The organism is Clostridium puniceum (assembly GCF_002006345.1).
In the GTDB taxonomy this organism is placed as follows: domain Bacteria; phylum Bacillota; class Clostridia; order Clostridiales; family Clostridiaceae; genus Clostridium; species Clostridium puniceum.
The window spans coordinates 25823-46198 of the sequence record NZ_LZZM01000177.1 but is presented as its reverse complement, the minus strand read 5'-3'; the positions used below and the strand labels follow the sequence as shown (position 1 = coordinate 46198).

The 20376-nt window shown below is 30.6% G+C and carries 14 protein-coding genes and 1 pseudogene; 11 read left to right on the top strand and 4 right to left on the bottom strand.

The genetic code is table 11. The annotated features are described in order from the left end of the window. The first annotated feature begins 17 nt into the window (after positions 1 to 17). Entirely contained in the window at positions 18 to 1217 is a 1200-nt protein-coding gene (locus tag CLPUN_RS14395) for an FprA family A-type flavoprotein (RefSeq protein WP_077847948.1), read from the top strand. 167 nt (positions 1218 to 1384) lie between these two features. Here the strand turns inward: CLPUN_RS14395 and CLPUN_RS14390 are convergent, their stop codons facing one another. Both CLPUN_RS14390 and CLPUN_RS14385 read right to left on the bottom strand, forming a co-directional pair. After that, entirely contained in the window at positions 1385 to 2353 is a 969-nt protein-coding gene (locus tag CLPUN_RS14390; protein WP_077847947.1) for a CAP domain-containing protein, read from the bottom strand. A gap of 567 nt (positions 2354 to 2920) precedes the next feature. Continuing rightward, positions 2921 to 5893, bottom strand: coding sequence for an endo-1,4-beta-xylanase (locus CLPUN_RS14385; protein ID WP_158078775.1), 2973 nt, complete (start codon positions 5891 to 5893; stop codon positions 2921 to 2923). Between the two features lie 454 nt (positions 5894 to 6347). On the opposite strand from CLPUN_RS14385, the gene CLPUN_RS14380 reads away from it, so the two are divergent. Further along, positions 6348 to 7232 (top strand): VOC family protein, encoded by an 885-nt coding sequence (locus tag CLPUN_RS14380; protein WP_077847945.1) that lies wholly within the window; start codon positions 6348 to 6350, stop codon positions 7230 to 7232. A 94-nt stretch (positions 7233 to 7326) separates the two neighbouring features. Here CLPUN_RS14380 and CLPUN_RS28115 read toward each other — a convergent pair whose 3' ends face one another. Next, the gene (locus tag CLPUN_RS28115; RefSeq protein WP_198944345.1) at positions 7327 to 7491 is read right to left on the bottom strand and encodes a hypothetical protein; all 165 of its coding nucleotides are present in this window, start codon (positions 7489 to 7491) and stop codon (positions 7327 to 7329) included. Positions 7492 to 7876: 385 nt separating this feature from the next. Here CLPUN_RS28115 and CLPUN_RS14375 point away from each other — a divergent pair, with 385 nt between their 5' ends. From CLPUN_RS14375 to CLPUN_RS14355, 5 genes and pseudogenes are all read left to right on the top strand, one after another. Then, on the top strand, positions 7877 to 9271 hold the full coding sequence (locus CLPUN_RS14375; protein WP_077847944.1) for an amino acid permease: 1395 nt from the start codon (positions 7877 to 7879) through the stop codon (positions 9269 to 9271). 417 nt (positions 9272 to 9688) lie between these two features. Next, entirely contained in the window at positions 9689 to 11062 is a 1374-nt protein-coding gene (locus CLPUN_RS14370; protein ID WP_077847943.1) for a [FeFe] hydrogenase, group A, read from the top strand. A 31-nt stretch (positions 11063 to 11093) separates the two neighbouring features. Then, complete coding sequence (locus CLPUN_RS14365; RefSeq protein WP_077847956.1) at positions 11094 to 12299, top strand: aldo/keto reductase; 1206 nt, start codon at positions 11094 to 11096, stop codon at positions 12297 to 12299. 336 nt (positions 12300 to 12635) lie between these two features. Beyond that, positions 12636 to 13130 carry a peptidoglycan recognition protein family protein gene (locus tag CLPUN_RS14360; protein ID WP_077847942.1) on the top strand — a complete coding sequence of 165 codons (495 nt, stop codon included), beginning with the start codon at positions 12636 to 12638 and terminating at the stop codon, positions 13128 to 13130. Positions 13131 to 13238: 108 nt separating this feature from the next. Further along, positions 13239 to 13565 (top strand): annotated as a pseudogene (locus CLPUN_RS14355) (MarR family transcriptional regulator); the annotation flags it as partial. A gap of 310 nt (positions 13566 to 13875) precedes the next feature. Here CLPUN_RS14355 and CLPUN_RS14350 read toward each other — a convergent pair. Further along, positions 13876 to 15615: an ATP-binding cassette domain-containing protein gene (locus CLPUN_RS14350; protein ID WP_077847941.1), complete on the bottom strand. Its 1740-nt coding sequence runs from the start codon at positions 15613 to 15615 to the stop codon at positions 13876 to 13878. Positions 15616 to 16353: 738 nt separating this feature from the next. Between CLPUN_RS14350 and CLPUN_RS14345 the strand changes: the two genes are divergently transcribed. The 4 genes from CLPUN_RS14345 to CLPUN_RS14330 all read left to right on the top strand — a co-directional run bounded on the left by CLPUN_RS14345 (position 16354) and on the right by CLPUN_RS14330 (position 20170). After that, positions 16354 to 17310 (top strand): NAD(P)-dependent oxidoreductase, encoded by a 957-nt coding sequence (locus CLPUN_RS14345; protein ID WP_077847940.1) that lies wholly within the window; start codon positions 16354 to 16356, stop codon positions 17308 to 17310. A gap of 250 nt (positions 17311 to 17560) precedes the next feature. Next, complete coding sequence (locus tag CLPUN_RS14340; protein WP_341425381.1) at positions 17561 to 17791, top strand: pirin-like C-terminal cupin domain-containing protein; 231 nt, start codon at positions 17561 to 17563, stop codon at positions 17789 to 17791. 296 nt (positions 17792 to 18087) lie between these two features. Continuing rightward, a complete protein-coding gene (locus CLPUN_RS14335; RefSeq protein ID WP_077847939.1) occupies positions 18088 to 19308 on the top strand; it encodes an MFS transporter in 1221 nt (406 codons plus the stop codon). A 163-nt stretch (positions 19309 to 19471) separates the two neighbouring features. Next, a complete protein-coding gene (locus CLPUN_RS14330) occupies positions 19472 to 20170 on the top strand; it encodes a FadR/GntR family transcriptional regulator (protein ID WP_077847938.1) in 699 nt (232 codons plus the stop codon). Positions 20171 to 20376: the final 206 nt, after the last annotated feature.

Below are 20376 nucleotides of genomic sequence, written 5' to 3'. Positions count from 1 at the left end.
AAGGAGGAGTAAATTTTATGTATTGTGTAAGAAAAATAACAGAAGATCTTTATTGGGTTGGTGGAAATGATCATCGCCTTGCTCTTTTTGAAAATGTTCACCCTATTCCAAGAGGTGTTTCATATAATTCCTATTTACTTTTAGATGAAAAAACAGTACTTTTTGATACTGTGGATTGGTCAATTTGTCGTCAATTTCTTGAAAATATTAAAGAGGTACTAGAAAATAGAGCTTTAGATTATATGGTAATCAACCATATGGAGCCAGATCATGCAGCATGTATTGAAGAGATTGTTCTTCGATATCCAAAGGTAAAAGTTATATGCACTGAAAAAGCATTCATGTTTATGCATCAGTTTGGCTTCAACATAGAAAAAAATATAATACAGGTTAAAGAAGGTGACACTATGTCCTTTGGAAAACATAATGTTGCCTTTGTGGCTGCTCCAATGGTACATTGGCCAGAAGCCATGGTGACCTTTGACACCACTGATGGTATATTATTTGCTGCTGATGCCTTTGGCTCTTTTGGAGCTTTGGATGGCAAGCTATTTAATGATGAGGTAAATTTTGATAGAGATTGGATTGATGATGCCAGAAGATATTATACAAACATTGTAGGTAAGTATGGACCACATGTTCAAGCTCTTTTGAAGAAGGCTGGAGGTCTTACCATTAAGTATATTTGTCCACTACATGGACCAGTATGGCGTAATGATTTTGGATATCTTTTAGATAAGTATGATAAGTGGAGCCGTTATGAACCAGAGGAAAAAGGTATAATGATAGTGTATGCAACAATGTATGGAAATACAGAAGCAGCTGCCACAGATTTAGCAACAAGGTTAGTGGAAAAGGGAATGACAAATGTAGTTATGTATGATGTTTCAAAAACTCATGTATCTTATTTGATTTCTGAAACTTTTAAATATAGCCATGTAGTTCTTGCATCTGTAACCTACAATTTGAAGATTTATCCACCAATGCTTGACTATATAATGGATATGAAATCATTAAACCTCCAAAAACGTACTTTTACTCTTATAGAAAATGGTTCATGGGCTCCTCAATCTGGAAAATTAATGCGCGAACTTTTAGATGAGATGAAAGATATGACCATTTTAGATAATGAGATGTCGGTGAATTCTAGTATGAAAGAAGAAGATGGTGATGCAATGGATGCCATTGCTGATAGCATTATCGAGTCAATGAAATAATTTTAAAAAAATATAAATAAAGAAACAAAAAGCATTTTCTAAATTTCAAGAAAATGCTTTTTGTCGTCTTAGCCATAATATAAGTGGCTGCTTAAATATTTGGGACTTGTTAATTATTTTTTTCATAAAATCTATAACTAGTCCCTTTTAATTTTTATAGATTATTGTTAATTTGAGAATGTTTGTGTTCCCATATATTTACCGTTTCCGTAAATTACGCCTATACCAACTTTATTATATGAAGAGTTCATCATATTTGCTCTATGACCTGGTGAGTTCCACCATTGGTTAAATAATTCAACTGCATTACTAGTATTGTAAGCAATATTTTCTCCTGTTGAAGTATATTTATAACCTATTTTTTGTAACCAGTTTGTCCACTTTGTTCCGTCTGGATTTGTGTGGTCAAAGAAGTTGTTTTGTATCATATAGTTACTCTTATATCTCGCTACTTGTACTAAAGTGCTATCCATAGTTAATGGTTGTAGCCCTGCTTCTGTTCTTTTTGCATTCATTAATTCAAGAATTTTTTGCTCAGCAGAAGTTTGTACAGTTATAGAATAATTTGTAGGTAATTTAGGTAACCCCTGTACATCTACTGAATTTGTATTTACGGTGTTTGTAGAAGTTTTTGCACTAGTGTCTACATTATTTGTGCTCGTGCTATTTACTGAATTAGCTGCATTTGAAGTATTAGTTGTTGTTTTTTGATTATCATTTGAAGTGGTTACTGTAGACGTTTTATTATTATCTTTTACTACATTATTATTTGAATCAAATACTTTATCAATAACTGGAGATTTAGTTCCAGTAACTTGTCCGTTTGAATTAGTTGCATACGCTTTGTTATTTACTGTAACATTTCCTGTTTCCATTATACCTGATGAGTTTAAGCAATAAGTTTTATCATTAACTTTAATAACTCCTGTCTGCATTATTCCAGAATTATCAAAGTAATACCAATTACCATTATTCATAACCCAGCCTGTCTTTAAAAGATTATTAGAAATCATTTTGTAATAATCGTTTGTATTTGAATCAAAAGTTGCTGCAGATACTCCTAATGATGAGAAACTACCAATTGTTGTAGCTGCAATAAATGCTGTTACCATTGTTTTTAAAAAATTCTTTCTCATTAGTTTTTCTCCTTCTATATGTTTTATTTGCCTCCTTGATTTTTTTATAAACATTAAACATTTTTTGAATGTTTGCTGTTTTCAAGGAAGGACATGTTTCTATATTAACATCTTTTCGACATTATTCAACATGCGATATTCTTGATTAACCCTTTTAAAAGATATTAGCTCTAAATCTCTTGAGTATGTTCTTATATATTCCTTTATGCACCATGATATTATTCAATACCTTACAGTGCCATGGATAGACCCCTGAATTTTTTGTAAATAATTTAATGAGAGTTAATATTATTTATAAAAAATGTTTCAATTTTACTGGTTGGAAGCAAGTAAATGGATCATGATACTATTTTTCAGTGGATGGTTATAACTTCTTCTGCCTAATCCAAATAAATAATTATATTTAGGCAGAAGAAGTTTTTTATCAATAAACAATTCATGCTCTTTAGGATATGCTGAGGATGCTTATATTTGAATTAATTTGATTACTATAATATGATTAAACCACAGAACCTGTAAGTACATAGAATTGGTTTAATCGCACAAAATTATTTATAGAAGGTATAACTAATTATTCATACATATTTTTCTTAATGCGAAAAGATCTGCTGTATTAATTTTTGAATCTCCATTTAAATCTGAATTTGTTTTATTTATAACATTTTCAGGATTAAGTATATATTTTTGTAATTGAATATAATCTAATATATCAATTTTACCATCATCATTTACATCCCCTAATAATACTTTAGAATCATCAGCAGAATTAACAAACAACACATTACCTGCATTCACCATAGTTGACCAAGTATTGTTGCTGCTATCACACCAAAGGTTAACACCTTTTCTTACACCAGCAATTGCATCATTTACTTGTGCATCAAAACCTATAATTTGATCAATTGAACCTTTATTATTTAAAGGGATAGCCATTTCTACCATATAGCCAGTATCAGTTAGCTTAGTTGCTGATTTGAATAAAGCATTCTTTATAGCTCCATTTGCAGTACCACTTTGTTCATTATCATAATTTACTCTATATTGAGCATCATCGCTATCATAAGATGGTGCTTTTGCATTATTTTCATCTATAAATGCTTCAACGGAATCTTGGTCATATTTATTACCAGCAGTTTTATTTAAAGTATGATCAGTAACTTCATATAATGCATAAACATAATTTTCATCCCATAATAATTTAACATTAGCTTTAGCTGTATCTGCATCCTTCAAAATTACATCTGTACTTATAACATTAGCACTGCTCCATATATCATCTATGCTGCCATCAATAGTAGGAGTGCCTTTTTTAGCTTCTACTAATTTAGGCTCTTTACTAAGTGCTAATGTTCCACCGTTACTAAATGCTAAGGCGTCTTTACTAACATTATCAATCCAAACTACTGAAGAATTTAAATTTCCATTAGAATCATAATCATTAATTTTCATATCAAAGGTTAGTTTAGCGCCTATTGCAGCTTGGGTATTACTTAATGGTAATTTAGCTTGTATTTGATATCCAGTGCTTATTTTAGTAGTTTTTATTGTATCAGTGTTAGTGTTGCGGTTAACAGTATATTTATTATATTCACTATTACCGTTGTCTAAAGAGATATTAACAGTATCTGAGTCGTCAACTGTTGCATCAGTAACATCTACGAAAACATATAAATTATTTGCATCCCACATAGTTTTTACTTTTGCTGTAGCTCCATTTGTTCCTGTTACATATGTCTTAACAGAAAAAGGTATAGCCATCTGCCATTTTTTATCCACCACATCTCCTATTGTAGGTGTTGTATTTATTGTGTTTACTGTTTGTTTTGTCACAGTAGGTGTTGGTGGTGTTACAGGTATTGTAGGCTTTGGAAGACCAACAATTGAATAGTAAGCTGGTTTAGCTTGTAAATATCTATCAAAGAGTAATGGTGCATCTTTTCTACCTGCTACTGGAAAGCTATCTAGCCACGTATCATCATCTGAATTTCCCCATAACATAACTAAGCCTAAATTGCCTTTGGTAGCTTCAGTTTTAAACATATCAAATAGTGCTTTATATTGAGAGGCCTGTGTATCTAAAATATAATCATTTAATGTCTTTTCACTTTCACCGCTACTACTATAAATTGACATGTCCAATTCTGTAACTTGAACAGCAAAGTTTGGATTAATACTCTTTAAACTTGCAAATTTTTCAATACTTTCTTTGATTGTTGAAACAGCAGGGAAATACATATTAATATGCATTTGAAGACCTACTCCATCTACTGGAATGCCTTTTTGAAGCATTCTCTTAGTTAAATTATATAAAGTATCTCTTTTGGTAGCATTCCATTCTACATTATAGTCATTTATAATTAACTTAGCATCTGGATCAGCTTCATGAGCATATTTAAAGGCTAATTCAATATAATCACTATCATAACCATCGCCGTCAACATCTCCTACTATAGATTTCCACTTAGAAGCTCTTAAACCATTTGAATCAGATATAACTTCATTAGCAACATCCCAATAATCTACTTTTCCTTTATATCTAGCCATTACAGTTTCTATATGTGTTTTAAGTCTCTTTAATAACAATTCTCTTGAAGCAGGTTTAGTTGAATCACTTGGATCTTGAAAGAACCAATCAGGTGTTTGATTGTGCCAAACTAAAGTATGTCCTCTTAATAACATGTTATTATCAGCAGCAAATTGTACAACTTTATCTGCTTCATCCCATTTGAAATTTCCTTCAGTTGGCTGAAGTGCATCAGGTTTCATACAATTACCTGGTACTAACGCATTATATTGATATTTGATAAAATCTGAATGTACATCAGTACTATCAAGTTCAGTTCCAGTAACAGCAGTTCCAATTGGGAAATAATCATTAAATACATTTCTTAATTGTGGTATATCTTTTTGATAATTTTTTTCTATTTCTTTAATAGCTACATTATCTAAATAAAAATCAATTTTTTCGGCAGCTGTAATACTATCATTGGATTTATAAGGTAATTCTAAATATAATGAGTATTTAGATAAGTTTGCATCAGAAGGTATTGTGTAATCACCTTGTATTTCTGTCCAATTACCTTTTGTAGCTTTAACACTTGCAACAGATACATATTTTTCTGATTTATCTGCAGCAGTATTTGCAAATTTCAAATCAAAAATTTGATTGCTTGCTCCATTTGGATCATTATACATGATGTATAGAGAAAAATGATAAGTTTTTCCTTTAGTAAGAACATTAGTTAAATCCTTTACTGGACCTTCCCAAGTTTTTGTTCTACCTGTTACTTTTAATGAACTACTTCCATCTTTATGTTGTGATGAATCTTGTGAAACAATAGCGCTGCCTCTAGCATTCCAATTATCTAATCCATCCTCAAATGATTGATTATAGTCTTTAGCCCCAGTAGATTTATTTTCTTTTACTGAAACGGTTTCAGCTGATGCTACTATACAGTTAGTAGGAATGTACATTCCACTAAAAGTAGAAGCTCCAATAATTAAACTTATTAATTTTAGTCTCGTTTTTTTAGTAAACATTTTATAATTCTCCTTTATATATAATTTTAAATAAAAAGATTTATTTAACAAAATAATTAGTTTATTACATAATAACATGAAATTGGATGAAAAATGTGGAAAAAAATAGCAAATAAGCTATCAATTACGCTTTGTATAGACTATTTCACGATTGTAATATATATGGATATAGATTTTGCGGTAATGGATAGTTACTAAATTGAGTTAAATTAAAATTATATATAAACAAAAGGAGTGTTTATAATATACAGCGAAGGTTGATTTGAGAAGATGAGAGCAAAAAATATAAAACTGATGTATCACATTTATAAAGTGCTGCAATTGGAATGTATACAAAATGTGGTAAAATATTGATATCCAATGCTAGAGATATAAAAAAACATGAGAATAAAATATGGAATACAATTAAACAATAACTACAAATACAATAATATAATTTATGGAGGAGATTATTATGCAAAAAATAGTTCCACACTTATGGTATGACAAGGAAGCAAAGGAAGCTGCTCAGTTTTATATAAGTTTATTTGACCAGTCAAAATTGCTCAATGTGACATTAATAGAAAACACACCATCTGGAGATGCAGAGCTTATTAGTTTTGAACTGGCGGGACAACAATTCGAGGCTATTAGTGCAGGGCCCTTTTTCAAATTTAATCCATCAATTTCTTTAATGGTAGCTTGTAACTCTGTGGAAGAAGTTAATGCTAAATGGAAAGCTTTGTCTGAAGATGGGATGGAATTAATGCCACTAGGTGAATATCCCTTTAGCAAGTGGTACGGTTGGGTTCAAGATAGGTATGGCTTGTCCTGGCAATTGATGCTTATAGATAATAATCAAACAGTTCAAAAGATTACGCCCAACTTGCTTTTCTCAAATGAAGCATGTGGAAAAGCAGAAGAGGCAGTGAAGTACTACACTGAAATATTTGAAAATTCAGAAGCAGGAATTATTAGTAGATATAAAGAAGGAAAAGCAGCGTCACCAAGGGCAAAGATAAATTATGCTGCTTTTAAACTTTATGGTGTTGATTTTTCTGCAATGGATAATGGTTTTGATGTGGATTTTAGCTTTAATGAAGCATTTTCAATAATTTTAAACTGTGAAAATCGACAAGAGATTGATTACTTCTGGGATAAGCTTTCTGCTGTACCAGAAGCAGAATCATGTGGATGGGCAAAAGATAAATTTGGAGTATCATGGCAAATAGTACCAAGGATTATGAGTGAGATGATGAATTCTGGTGACAGAGAAAAAATACAGCGTGTGACCGAAGCATTTCTGAAAATGAAAAAATTAGATTTAGCAGTTTTACAAAAGGCTTATGATGGACTTTAAGGCTTGGAGATGAAAACTTAGAGGAATGAAAATCAATTGAACATAAAATATAACCAAGTGGATTTTCACTTGGTTATATTTTAGATTAAGATATTTAATTACCAAATCTGTTGAAATGTTGACTTTTAAAGCCTTCTTGCTTTATAGATTTATGTTTTGCATTAGGATTATGATTATGTCCTTCTTCAGTTATTGGAGTTTGATAATTGCATTTTTCCATTCTTGCTGTTTTATTATCTGGTTGACTATCTTTTGCCATTAAAATACCTCCTTAGCATAGTAGTTTTTACAGATTTAGTTTGTACAGTACTATATAAATTATCCACGTATCTTTAAAAATTAAGATAATAACAATTATGAAGACGTATAATACAGAGAATAGCTAGAAGTGATAAATTACAGTAACCAATCTATGTAGGCTAAAAAATTATGATAAAATAACTTCTTTATTTATAAAAAATTCATAGAAAAATGAAGAAATCATTGCAACTTTGTTAAATATGTATTAGTATTTAACAGTAAAAATTAAATTTTAACTGAAGATAAAGAGAAAATAATGGCTATAGTAATTCAGCCAATTACAAAATACTTGTAAGAAAAGGCAGTTTAAATTACATGCTTTTTGACTAAGATGGAGGGATAAAATGGATCAATTAACATCAGAAAATCAAAATTTATCAAGAGGGCTGAAAAACCGGCATGTTCAATTACTTGCAATTGGAGGTGCAATTGGTACTGGATTATTCCTCGGTTCAGGAAGATCAATTCACTTGGCTGGTCCATCTATTTTGTTTGCGTATATAATAACAGGAGTAATTTGTTTTTTTATTATGCGTGCCCTTGGGGAATTATTACTTTCTAACTTAAACTACCATTCCTTTGTAGACTTTGTATATGATTATTTAGGAAACGGTGCAGCCTTTATTACTGGATGGACATACTGGTTTTGCTGGATTTCAGTTGGTATGGCTGATTTAACTGCTGCAGGACTTTACATACAATATTGGTTCCCCAATATACCGCAATGGGGTCCCAGTCTTATTGTCCTTGTAATTTTATTAATAATGAACCTTACGGCAGTAAAATTATTTGGTGAAATGGAATTCTGGTTTGCCTTAATTAAAGTTGTTGCAATTTTAGCACTAATTATAATCGGTACATTTATGATTATTAAAGGATTTTCTACAGATGCTGGTGCATCAAGCTTTTCAAACCTTTGGAGTCATGGAGGCTTGTTCCCAAATGGAGTAAGCGGTTTTATTCTTTCTTTCCAAATGGTTGTATTTGCTTTTGCTGGAATCGAATTAGTTGGTTTAACAGCTGGTGAAACCGAAAATCCTGAGCATGTTATTCCAAAGGCTATTAATAATATTCCAATTAGAATTATTATTTTCTATATAGGAGCACTTGTGGTTATTATGAGTATATATCCATGGAATTCAATTAATCCAGATAAAAGCCCATTTGTGCAGGTGTTTGCAGCCGTAGGAATTGCAGCAGCAGCAAGTATTGTAAATTTTGTTGTATTAACCTCAGCTTCATCCGCTTGTAACAGTGCTATTTTTAGCACAAGCCGTATGGTTTACTCTCTTGCGAAAGAAAGTAATGCGCCTGAGTCAATGAAAAAATTAACTTTTAGCCAAGTACCTTCTAATGCTACAATGTTTTCAGCAACTGTTATCTTGATTTCAGTTATTTTGAACTACATTATGCCAGAAGGGGTATTTGTACTAATTACAAGCATATCAACCTTCTGCTTTATCTACATTTGGGCAATTATAGTTATCTGCCATATGAGATATCGCAAGACTAATCCTGAGCTTGCTTCAAAGAGCAAATTCAAAATGCCACTTTATCCAATAATAAACTATATAATTCTAGCATTTTTTGCTTTTGTTATAGTTGTATTAGCACTTAATAAGGAAACTCGTGTGGCTCTGTTTGTAACACCAGTATGGTTTATAATGCTTGGAGTGATTTATAATATACTTAAATCAAAAAAGAAAAATGGGGAAGAGGTTGAAAAAGATATAGTATAGGATAATTAATACCTCTCAGATCAAAAATTTAGAAGATTAATTGCTTTAAGAGAACTTGCAATTATAGATTTTCAGAATAGATTTTCAGAATAGATTGAATGATGCTAGTCATTTTAGAAAAGTGCTTATCTTATTGGGATAGGGCACTTTTTTTGCTTTTAACTTCCACATTAAGATTAAGTAATTTAACCTTAACTTTTAAAGGATATATATAAAGCTTATGTTTAAAAATTAATTTAATTTAGGTTCATGAAGTTTTGTTTTACAGATATAGGGATTGAAATTTTACATAAATTGTAGGAAAATATATTTATAAGAATATTCGGAATGTTTTTATAAGCAAGAGTTTTAAATTAATTATCAAAGATTTACTTGAATGGTATTGAGTTTATTTTAATTGAAAAAGGAGAGAGAAAAATGAGTAAACATCTTTCAAAAGAAATACGTGTTCCAATTGAGGCTGATAATCCATCAATTATGAGAATTGAAGAAAAATGTATTAAATGTCGTCAGTGTAAAACTATATGCAAGGACTACATAGGTGTTCTTGATTATTATGATTTAAGTAAAACTAATGATATTCCAATATGCATAAATTGTGGACAATGCGCAAATGTATGTCCAGTAGATAGTATTGTAGAAACTTATGAATTTAGAGATGTAATAAATGCAATTAATGATAAAGATAAAATAGTAATTGTTAATACATCTCCATCAGTTAGAGTTACTTTGGGTGAAGAATTTGGAATGGAAGAAGGAGCTTTTGTTCAAGGGAAGATGGTTGCATTACTTCGAAAATTAGGAGTAGATTATGTTCTTGATACTAACTTTGGAGCAGATCTTACAATTATGGAAGAGGCAAGTGAATTAATAGAAAGAATTAAAGAAAACAAACAATTACCACAATTTACAAGCTGCTGTCCAGCATGGGTTAACTTTGCAGAAACTTATTATCCTGAAATAATTCCTAATATATCAACTTCAAAAAGTCCTATAGGTATGCAAGGTCCAACAGTAAAATCATATTTTGCTGAAAAGATGAGTATAGAGCCTAAGAAAATAGTCAATGTTGCCTTGACCCCTTGTACTGCTAAAAAATTTGAAATACGAAGAGATGAAATGAAGGCAGCTTCTAATTATCTTAATATAGATGATATGAGAGATATGGATCATGTAATTACTACTAGAGAATTAGCCTTATGGGCTAAAGAAAAAGGAATTGATTTTAATTCCTTAGAAGATTCAGAATTTGATAAAGTAATGGGAGAAGCATCTGGTGCTGGTGTTATTTTTGGAAATACTGGAGGTGTTATGGAGGCGGCTCTTCGTACAGCATATGAATTTGTTACCAATGAAAAGGTTCCAGACACTTTATACGAACTTAAACCAGTAAGAGGAATGGAAGAAATGAAAGAAGCAAGCTTTAAGATTGGAGATTTTTCGGTAAATGTAGCTGTTATTTATGGTACTAATAATGTAAGAAAAATGATGGACAAACTAAAAACTTCTGATAAACAATATCATTTTATAGAAGTAATGACATGCCCAGGCGGTTGTATAGGTGGTGGAGGTCAAACTAAGCATAGGTTGAATAAAATTAAAGGAGCAAATGAAAAACGTATTATGAGTTTATATAATAAAGATAGTAAAATGCAGCTTAGATTAAGTCATAAAAATCCTGAAATAGCAATGCTTTATGAGGATTTTTATAAAAAGCCTTTAAGTGAATTAGCAGAAAAAATGCTACATACTTCTTATTATAGTAGAAGTAGTGATTTAGGAGAAAATTAAAAATAAAGAAAACAGAGGCGTGATTATAATAATGGAGGTTGTAGAAAAAATTCCAGAGATGAATTATAGAAAAGACAAAAAAGGAAATAATTTATCTATACTAGGTTATGGTTGTATGCGATTTACTAAAAAGGGAAATAGCATTGATATTGATAAGGCAGAAAAAGAAGTTATGGAAGCAATAAATAATGGAGTCAATTATTTTGACACAGCTTATGTTTATCCAGGCAGTGAGGCTGCATTCGGTGAAATTCTAAAAAGAAATAATTGCAGAGATAAAATATGTATTGCCACAAAGCTTCCTCATTATATGGTTAAATCAAAAAAAGATTTGGAAAAGTATTTTAATGAACAATTAAGAAGACTTAATACAGATTATATTGATTATTATCTTATGCATATGCTTACTGATGTGAAGACATGGGAACGCTTAAAAACATTAGGTGCTGAGGAATGGTTAAAGGAAAAAGTTCAGAAGGGGCAAATTCGTAATGTTGGCTTTTCTTATCATGGAAATACAGAAACTTTTATACAGTTGTTAGAGGCCTATGACTGGGACTTCTGTCAAATTCAATATAATTATTTAGATGAGCATAGTCAGGCAGGAAGAAAGGGGCTTCAAGCTGCCAATAAAAAAGGACTTCCTGTAATTATAATGGAGCCATTAAGAGGCGGAAGACTAGTCAATTTATTGCCTGAGAAAGCTAAGGAGATAATAAATGATAATTCAAGGAAGTATACCCCTGCAGAATGGGCATTCCGTTGGCTTTGGAATCAGCCTGAAGTTACCTGCATACTGTCTGGAATGAATTCTCTAGAAATGGTTCAGGAGAATATAAATATTGCAAGTAATGTAAAAGCAGGTGAATTCACTGAAGAAGATTTTCAGTTAATAGAACAAGTTAAGAACGAAATCAATAGAAACATAAAAGTAGGTTGTACAGGCTGCGCTTATTGTATGCCATGTCCTAAAGGAGTGGACATCCCTGGAGCTTTTCATTCCTATAACATGATGTATGCTGAAAATAAGAAAAATGGTAGGAGAGAATATCTTATGTGTACTGCTCTGCGAAAAAATACAACCAGTGCTTCTCAGTGCGTAGAATGTGGCAAATGTGAACAACATTGTCCACAGCATATTGAGATTCGAAAAGAATTAAAGAAGGCTCGTAGAGAGTTGGAGACACCTATTTATAAAATTGCTAAAACTGCGGTGAAATTATTTAAGGTGTATTAGAAGGGGAGTTTGGAGAGAATTAGAACTAATTGTTGGAGCAAAATGCAGATATGAAGATTCAATAAAAACTTTTTTCCAAATTAATTTAGAATAGAGAAAATGGAGTTTTATGTAGAGCTTGTGGAATATAACGAGGAAGCACCAGTCACTTTAAAGCCTATGCTTATAGAAGCAAAAGGGAAATTTCCTAAGCAGTATGGTGAAGGATATTAATATCATATTTCCTGCTTATATCTTCTTTAAATATGCAATTATGAAGGATAGGCTTATGCTCCTAGTATCAAAAATAAAATAAAAAACATATAGTTTAATTATATTAATGAATTAGGAATAGTTATGAGAGCTGAATTAAAAAATATAAGAGATAAAATTTTATATAAAATGCCCCAAATTAATGAAGTATCATATACATGGGCACAACCTTTGCAACATAATTTAAAGCCTAGCATGATAGTATATCATCATACTGTAGAAACTAATTTTACTCCTCAAAAAATAGATGAAATGCATAAGAAAAGAGGCTGGGCAGGTATAGGTTACCATTTTTATATAAGAAAAGATGGCACCATATATAGAGGGAGACCAGAAGATGCAGTAGGTGCTCATGCCACTTGCGTAAATGATAGAGCCTTTGGTATTGCTTTAGAAGGAAATTTTAATATTGAACAATTAACTCCAAAACAAATGAGTAGTCTTCTTGCATTATCAAAATATCTAATTAAAAAATACAATATTAAGGATTTAAAAAGGCATAAGGATGTAGCAAATACAGAATGTCCTGGGAAAAACTTTTGTTTTGAAGAAATCAAGGCAAAATTAAATGTAACCTAGATTTATGTCTTAGAAGCTAAATTACAAGAGGAAGGCAATATTGTTGAAATAGAAACAAGAATTTAATATAATATTGTTAATGTACCAACGGCAGGGAGGAGACATACCATGAACAAAAAAGAACAGGTCAAAATGGATTTCAGGGGCTTATTTAACAAGATGACTTAGCTTAATAAGCTTAAGATGGAAGACAGTCTTAAGGGGTATAAGTCTTCTAAAGTACATTGTATCGAATACATTGGAAGAAATGTAGATTCCAATGTGATGAAACTTGCGGAGTCCTTTTATATGACTAGAAGAGCCATAAGTAAAATAACTAAGAAGCTCATAGAAAAAGGCTTTATCGAAAGCTACCAGAAGCCAGATAACAAGAAAGAAATTTATTCTAGATTTACTGAGCAAGGGAAAGTAAGTCATAAAATCCATGAGGAACTGCTATATTTATTTCCACAATTCAATTTTGAAGATATTAAAAATATTTAGTTTTTTATAGGAATGTAGCATTATTACTAAACTATGATTTTAACTCAATAGTTTCAAGTATTTTAATTGAGACTATGGGATTATATTGATCATATGATACTTTAACTTTGAATTCTTCATGTATCATAAAATAGTATATAACATCATGGGATAGACGATAAATATTTTATAAAAATTATTGTTTTGTATAACCTGCTGGGGCGTTAACAAAATTGTGGATTTATTTACAATTTTATTAACGCCCCAGTAAAAAATATAAGAGTTAAAGTAACTTAATCAGCGATTCTAACTCTTCAGATAAAATTTTAGCAAGCTCAAAATCAGTACGTTGTAAAGCCAATTCTATTTTCGTTTCAACTGATTTTTTCTTTTGTTCAATTTCTAAATAGTCTTTATCAAAAAACTTCGTATAAATCATCCTTCTAAATTTTCGCATATTCATTTTTCTAATTGTCTTATCCTCAATGATTAAAACATAATCCATACAGTTTATTATAGAATAGTAATCATGAGAAATCATTAGAATCGCACCTTTATAATTTTTTATGGCTTTTTCAAGCGCTATTTGCGAATAGGTGTCTAAATGACTTGTTGGCTCATCGAGAAGCAACATGTTTGCTTTACTTGCAGAAATTTTAGCCAATTGCAATATATTCTTTTCTCCACCAGATAAAGATTCTATCCTTTGGTTTATGATTTCTTCGTCAAAATCATAGTTTGAAATATATGAGCTAATCTCTTCATAAGTTTCAAATCCTGCATCTAAGAATTCTTCAAGTATTGTATTAGACTCAGTTAGTATTTCTCCTTGAAGTTGAGATAAATAAGCTACTTCAATGTAAGAATTTATTTCAATAGAATCGTGATTATTTTTAAAGATGTCTCTAAGTAAAGTCGTTTTACCAGTACCATTTGAACCTACAAGAGCTACTTTATCAGTAGATTTAATCTCAAAACTAACATTTTCTAAAAGCATCTCATCAAAGCTAGTACTGTAATCAGTAACGTTTAAAGCAATGGTTTCTTCGATTTTATTATTAGTAACTAAACGGATGCCTGGTTGTTTAATCTCTACAAATGGTGTTTTAATTCTACGCGCTTCTAATCTTTCTTGAAATTTCATTCTAGCTTTTAGATATTTTCCAGCAGAAGTTTCACCTGTAATTTCTGCTCTATCTCTTAGTTTCTTGATTATGTGCTCGTTTCTCTTAATTTCATCATCATCAGCAATAGCTAATTCTTGCAACTCAATTTTAGTTTGAAGTAATGTGAAATTATAATCAATATATCTTCCATCAAACTCTTGGAGTTCCATATTTTCAAGGTGAATAATTTTATTAAAACAATGATTCAATAAATATCTGTTGTGTGTAATAATTAACATCATTCCCTTATGAGAATTAATTAGATTTTTAAGAGAATTAAGGTTTTCAAAGTCTAAAAACACATCTGGTTCATCCATAATCATTAAGTCTGGACTATTAAGCATTTCCTTAATAACTTGAATAAGTTTAAACTCTCCACCACTAAGTTCAGATACCATTAGATCTTTAAGCTTATTTAGGTTTGCAAGATTTAGTTTCTTAATAAGGTTGCTTTCGAAATCATCGCCACCAATTGCATCAAGTGATTCTAAAGCTTGTTGGTACTTTATTAGTAAAGTATCAATATCTGAAGATGTTTCCATTTCAGTACAAATAGAGGCTATTTCATCTTGCAGCTTAATAAATTCTTCCCCTATATATTCGAAAACTGTAGTTTCTTTTGTTTTGTCTACTTGTGAGAACTGACTTACATATCCAATTCTACAATCGGGATCTATCTCTAATTTACCATCGAACATATATTTTTCTGGATCCATAAGTATATCTATTAGTGTACTTTTTCCACTACCACTTGTTCCTATAAAAGCGCAATGTTGATCATCTTGAAGCGTAAATGAAATTTTATTATATAGATCTTTTTGCGGAAATGAGTAGGATAAGTTATCAACTTTTATCATATTATTACCTCGCTTTATCATTTGAAAAGAGCCTATAAAAATAAGCTCTTCAATATATATAATCTTCATGATTTTATAACTTGGAAGATTATGTAGTACCGATATTCTATTTTGGTTTACCGCTTAAAGCATAACATTTTTTTCGGCTAATTTCAATTAAAAAGCAAAAGCTAATCTTTTTGATAAAAGAAAATGATGTGGAAAAATTAGTTGTTTTTTTGGTTGCTTTGCGAAATCTAATATTGAAATAAATAGTTGTCGCAAGGTAGTATGGGACTCCTTTTCTAAGCATCTATGTTGTCAAATGTTCTATCCTCAAAAAATTGGTATCTGGGAAAAAGAACATGAAATAATTGGAGTAGTTCATTAAATTCATATTTTTCTTATTTAGGATAACAATTATTAAATGATAAATATGGCTTGCTGTTAAAGGTAAGCCATATTTTATACGCTGCTATTTTTAAGGTATTCATAATAATAATAATAATAATGAATAGCCTCACCAACAAATGAAAAACTAGTTACATCTTGAGAAACGTTGCAACCTTTATCAGTCAATTTACTTTTATCACATATAACTGATATGTCTGGTTGAATTATGTTTTTGCTATATCGTACATCTTCATCATCTTTTTTAATATTACATCAAAGAGGGCAAGATAAACTTTATCACATCTCCTTTTTTAACTTATATTATGCTATTATAGAATTACATTATAAGGAAAGTTGGGGAGAAAAATGAATAATATTGTATTTCTTAATTCAAGCAAAATAAATTTTGATAACAAACTGGATTTTTCATTACTAGATAAGTTGGGCAAAGTTACTAAATATGAAGATAGTAGTAATGAGGAAATTTTAGAGAGAGTTAAGGACCAAGGAATAGTAATTACTAAAGAGATGATAATTGGAAGAGATTTAATTGAGAAATTTCCTCCTTGTGTTAAATTAATATGTGAAGCTGGTACTGGTTATAATAATATTGATCTTGAAGCTGCAAAAGAAAAAAATATATTTGTATGTAATGTGCCAGGCTATAGTAGTGAAGCAGTAGCTCAGTTAGTTATTACATTTATATTGAACTTAACTTCATCATTATCAGAGCAGCAAAGGATGATTGAAAATAAAAATTATGATAACTTTACTAAGTATCTTCAAGTGCCTCACTTTGAAATACAAAATAAAACTCTTGGAGTTATTGGCGCTGGAGCTATTGGTCAGCAGGTAATAAAAGTAGCTAAAGCTTTAGGAATGAACATACTTGTATACAGCAGAACTCCCAAAGATTTAGGGGATTCAACTATTAAATTTGTTAGTCTTAAAGAGCTTCTTAAAGAGTGTGATTTTATCACTTTGCACTGTCCTTTGACGACTGATACAAAGCATCTTATTAATAAGTCCACATTAGAACTTATGAAGCCACAAGCTTGTATTATAAATACTTCAAGGGGTGCTATTATCAATGAACTTGATTTAATTGAAGCCCTTAGGAATAAAAAAATCTCAGGTGCAGCCCTTGATGTTCAGGAACAGGAACCTCCAGAATTAAATAATCCACTTTTTAATATGAAGAATGTTATTCTTACTCCACATATAGGCTGGAGATGCCTTGAGTCAAGACAAAGACTTACAAATCTATTGGCTGATAACATTGAAGGATTTATAAAGGGAAGTCCTATTAATATTGTTCACTAATATTATAGAAAAATGATGAAGAATTTTTGCTAAGATTTCAAATAAGCCGTTTATTGCTTAAAAAGATAGACGGCCTTCTAATTTATTATCAAAATAAGTAGTTGTTTTAAATTAAATATTTCCATTGTCGTAAACATTTCCTCAAGATCTTAAAGGGTCTTTTCTGAATTTTATAATTCCTTTTAATTTAGAATTGGGAAAAGTATTTTGAAAAGATCATAATGTTATTTGAGAAGCGTTTGCTTCTCAAATAGAAATAAAAAATGGTCAAATGGAAAGCTGTCTGCTGCTTTTAGAGGGAGAACCTGTTATAAGTTATGGGCCTTTTGTAATGACATCTGATAAAGAAATTAAGGATGCTTTTGCTGATTATAGAAGCACTGGCTTTGGAGGATGGCCATGGGAACGTGATGATTTTGTTCATCCAAGAAAAAAAGGAAGATTTGCACAATATCCTGATGGTAAAATAGAATATAGATAATATTTATATATAAGCATTAAGAAAATTTATCAACAACTATATATTTTTCACCAACAGGTACAACTAAAAAAATTATTAATTCAATTGTAAAAGGTATGGGGGTAGTTTGCAATAATCCTATGAAAAAGATAAATATTGAAATATTATAAGAAAGATTGTAATTTTAAACTACAAACGTTATCATGAGGAGATATGAAATAATAGAACTTATTTCTAAATTAAATGTATTTAGGATTGTGCTAAAATTATAATAGTTATTTTTTATCAGCATAGGATTAAGTTTGGAGTGAACAATTATGAGTTATATTGAAAAAGGCACCAGAGAATTTCACTTGACTAGTATGGCGCTATTTGCTGGTGGCTTTAATACTTTTGCAATTTTGTACTGTACGCAGCCATTGATGCCGTTTTTATCAAAAGAATTTGGGGTATCTCCTACAGTTGCTAGTTTATCATTATCAGTTACAACCTGTACTTTAGCAATAAGCATGTTGCTTTTTGGATCAATATCTGAGGTTCTAGGACGTAAGCCAATTATGTGCTTTTCTCTTTTTGCCACATCAATACTTGCTGTGTTATCAGCTTTTGTTCCTAATTTTAGCAGTCTGCTTGTTATAAGGTGTTTACAGGGTTTTGTTTTGGCAGGATTACCTGCTATAGCTATGGCTTACATTAGCGAAGAAGTTGATAAGTCAAGCTTGGGAATGGTCATGGGCTTATATATTAGTGGTAATTCCATTGGAGGAATGAGTGGACGTATTATAATAGGGGTTATTACAGACTTTTTTAATTGGAGATTAGCTTTAGGATGTATTGGCATTTTAAGCCTTATGGCCAGCTTTTTATTTTGGTTTAAGCTGCCTAAGTCAAAACATTTTGAAGCAAGAACTTTTGAGGTTAAAAAACTTATAAAATCCAGTGTGAATCACTTAAAAAATCCAAAACTTCTTTGCTTATATTGCATTGGTTTTTTAATTATGGGAAGTTTTGTATCCTTATATAATTATATTGGTTATCAATTAGTTGAGCCTCCATATAATCTTAGCCAAACCTTAGTGAGTTTTATTTTTGTAATTTATATTGTTGGAACTTTCAGCTCTACATTTATGGGACGGTTAGCTGATAAACATGGACAATATAAAATTCTATTAGTGTCATTAGTTATAATGTTGTTTGGAATAAGTATAACTTTAAATGGAAACCTATTTTTGAAGATTTTAGGCATAGCAGCTTTAACCTTCGGATTTTTTGCAGGACATTCAATTGTCAGTAGCTGGATTGGCAAAATATCAACCCATGACAAGGCACAAGCATCTTCTCTATATTTATTATTTTACTATGTTGGTTCTAGTGTAGGTGGAACTAGTGGTGGAAGGTTTTGGTCCCTATATGGATGGAGTGGAGTAGTAGGGATGATTTCAGTATTTTTAGTAATTGCATTTGTAGTTTTATTTACTTTAGCAGCAATTACAAAGCATGTATATTGTAAAGGTGAGAAATTTCATGTGAATATCTAAAACTATGGCATATAAAAAGAAACCGGAAAGCCCATTAATTTAGGAGCATCATATCCATTTTCAGTTAGTACGTAAACTAATATGTTCTTTTTAAATTATTAAAAGATTATGATATAGTAATATATATATTTTAATTAAAAATAAAGAAATAAGGGAGATATATATGTTAGCACCTAATAAAACTACAAAAGTATATGATCAAGTTATAGAACAAATTAAAAGTAAAATAAAAAGTGGAGAAATCAAAAAGGGAGATAGATTACCATCAGAAAGAGAAATGGCAGAATCAATTGGTGTGTCGCGAACATCAGTAAGGGAGGCAATAAGAGCCTTAGAGGTGGTTGGTTTGGTAGAAAGCAAGCAGGGAGCTGGGAATTACATAAAAACTAACTTTGATAATTCGTTATTTGAGCCTCTTTCAGTAATGTTTATGCTACAGGAAAGTTCTGTTAAGGAAATGTATGACTTAAGAGAAACATTAGAATTACAATGTGCCAAATTATCAGCTGAAAATATAGAAGATAATGAACTTGCACTTTTGACTGCAATAGTAGATAGAATGTATATTGCAGGAAGTGAAGAGGAAAGTCTTGAATTGGATATTAAGTTTCATTACTTAATTGCAAAAGCTTCACGAAATGTATTGTTAATAAATGTCCTTGATGTTATATCCCAGCTTATGGATGAATTTATTCAAAAATCTAGAATGCAGATTTTACATGAAGGGAATACTAAAGAAAGTCTATTGGAAATACATGAAAATTTACTTAGAGCTTTGAAATGTAGGGATGAATCAAAAGTGTGTAATGCCATGAAGGAGCACTTTAATTTAATTAGAAAATCTTACGGGTATGATAATTAGTCACAATCAAAAAAATACTTGGATTATCAATGTGGTTTATGTTGATAATCCAAGTATTTTTTTGATATTTTCAAACAACTAACATTTAAAGAAAGAATTTTAATCAGAATAATATTTTGTTAAATTAATAACAATTGTTTACAAGGAAGATTTAGGAAGGTATAATTAATTTATAAATTGGTAGTACCAATTTATAAATGGTATGA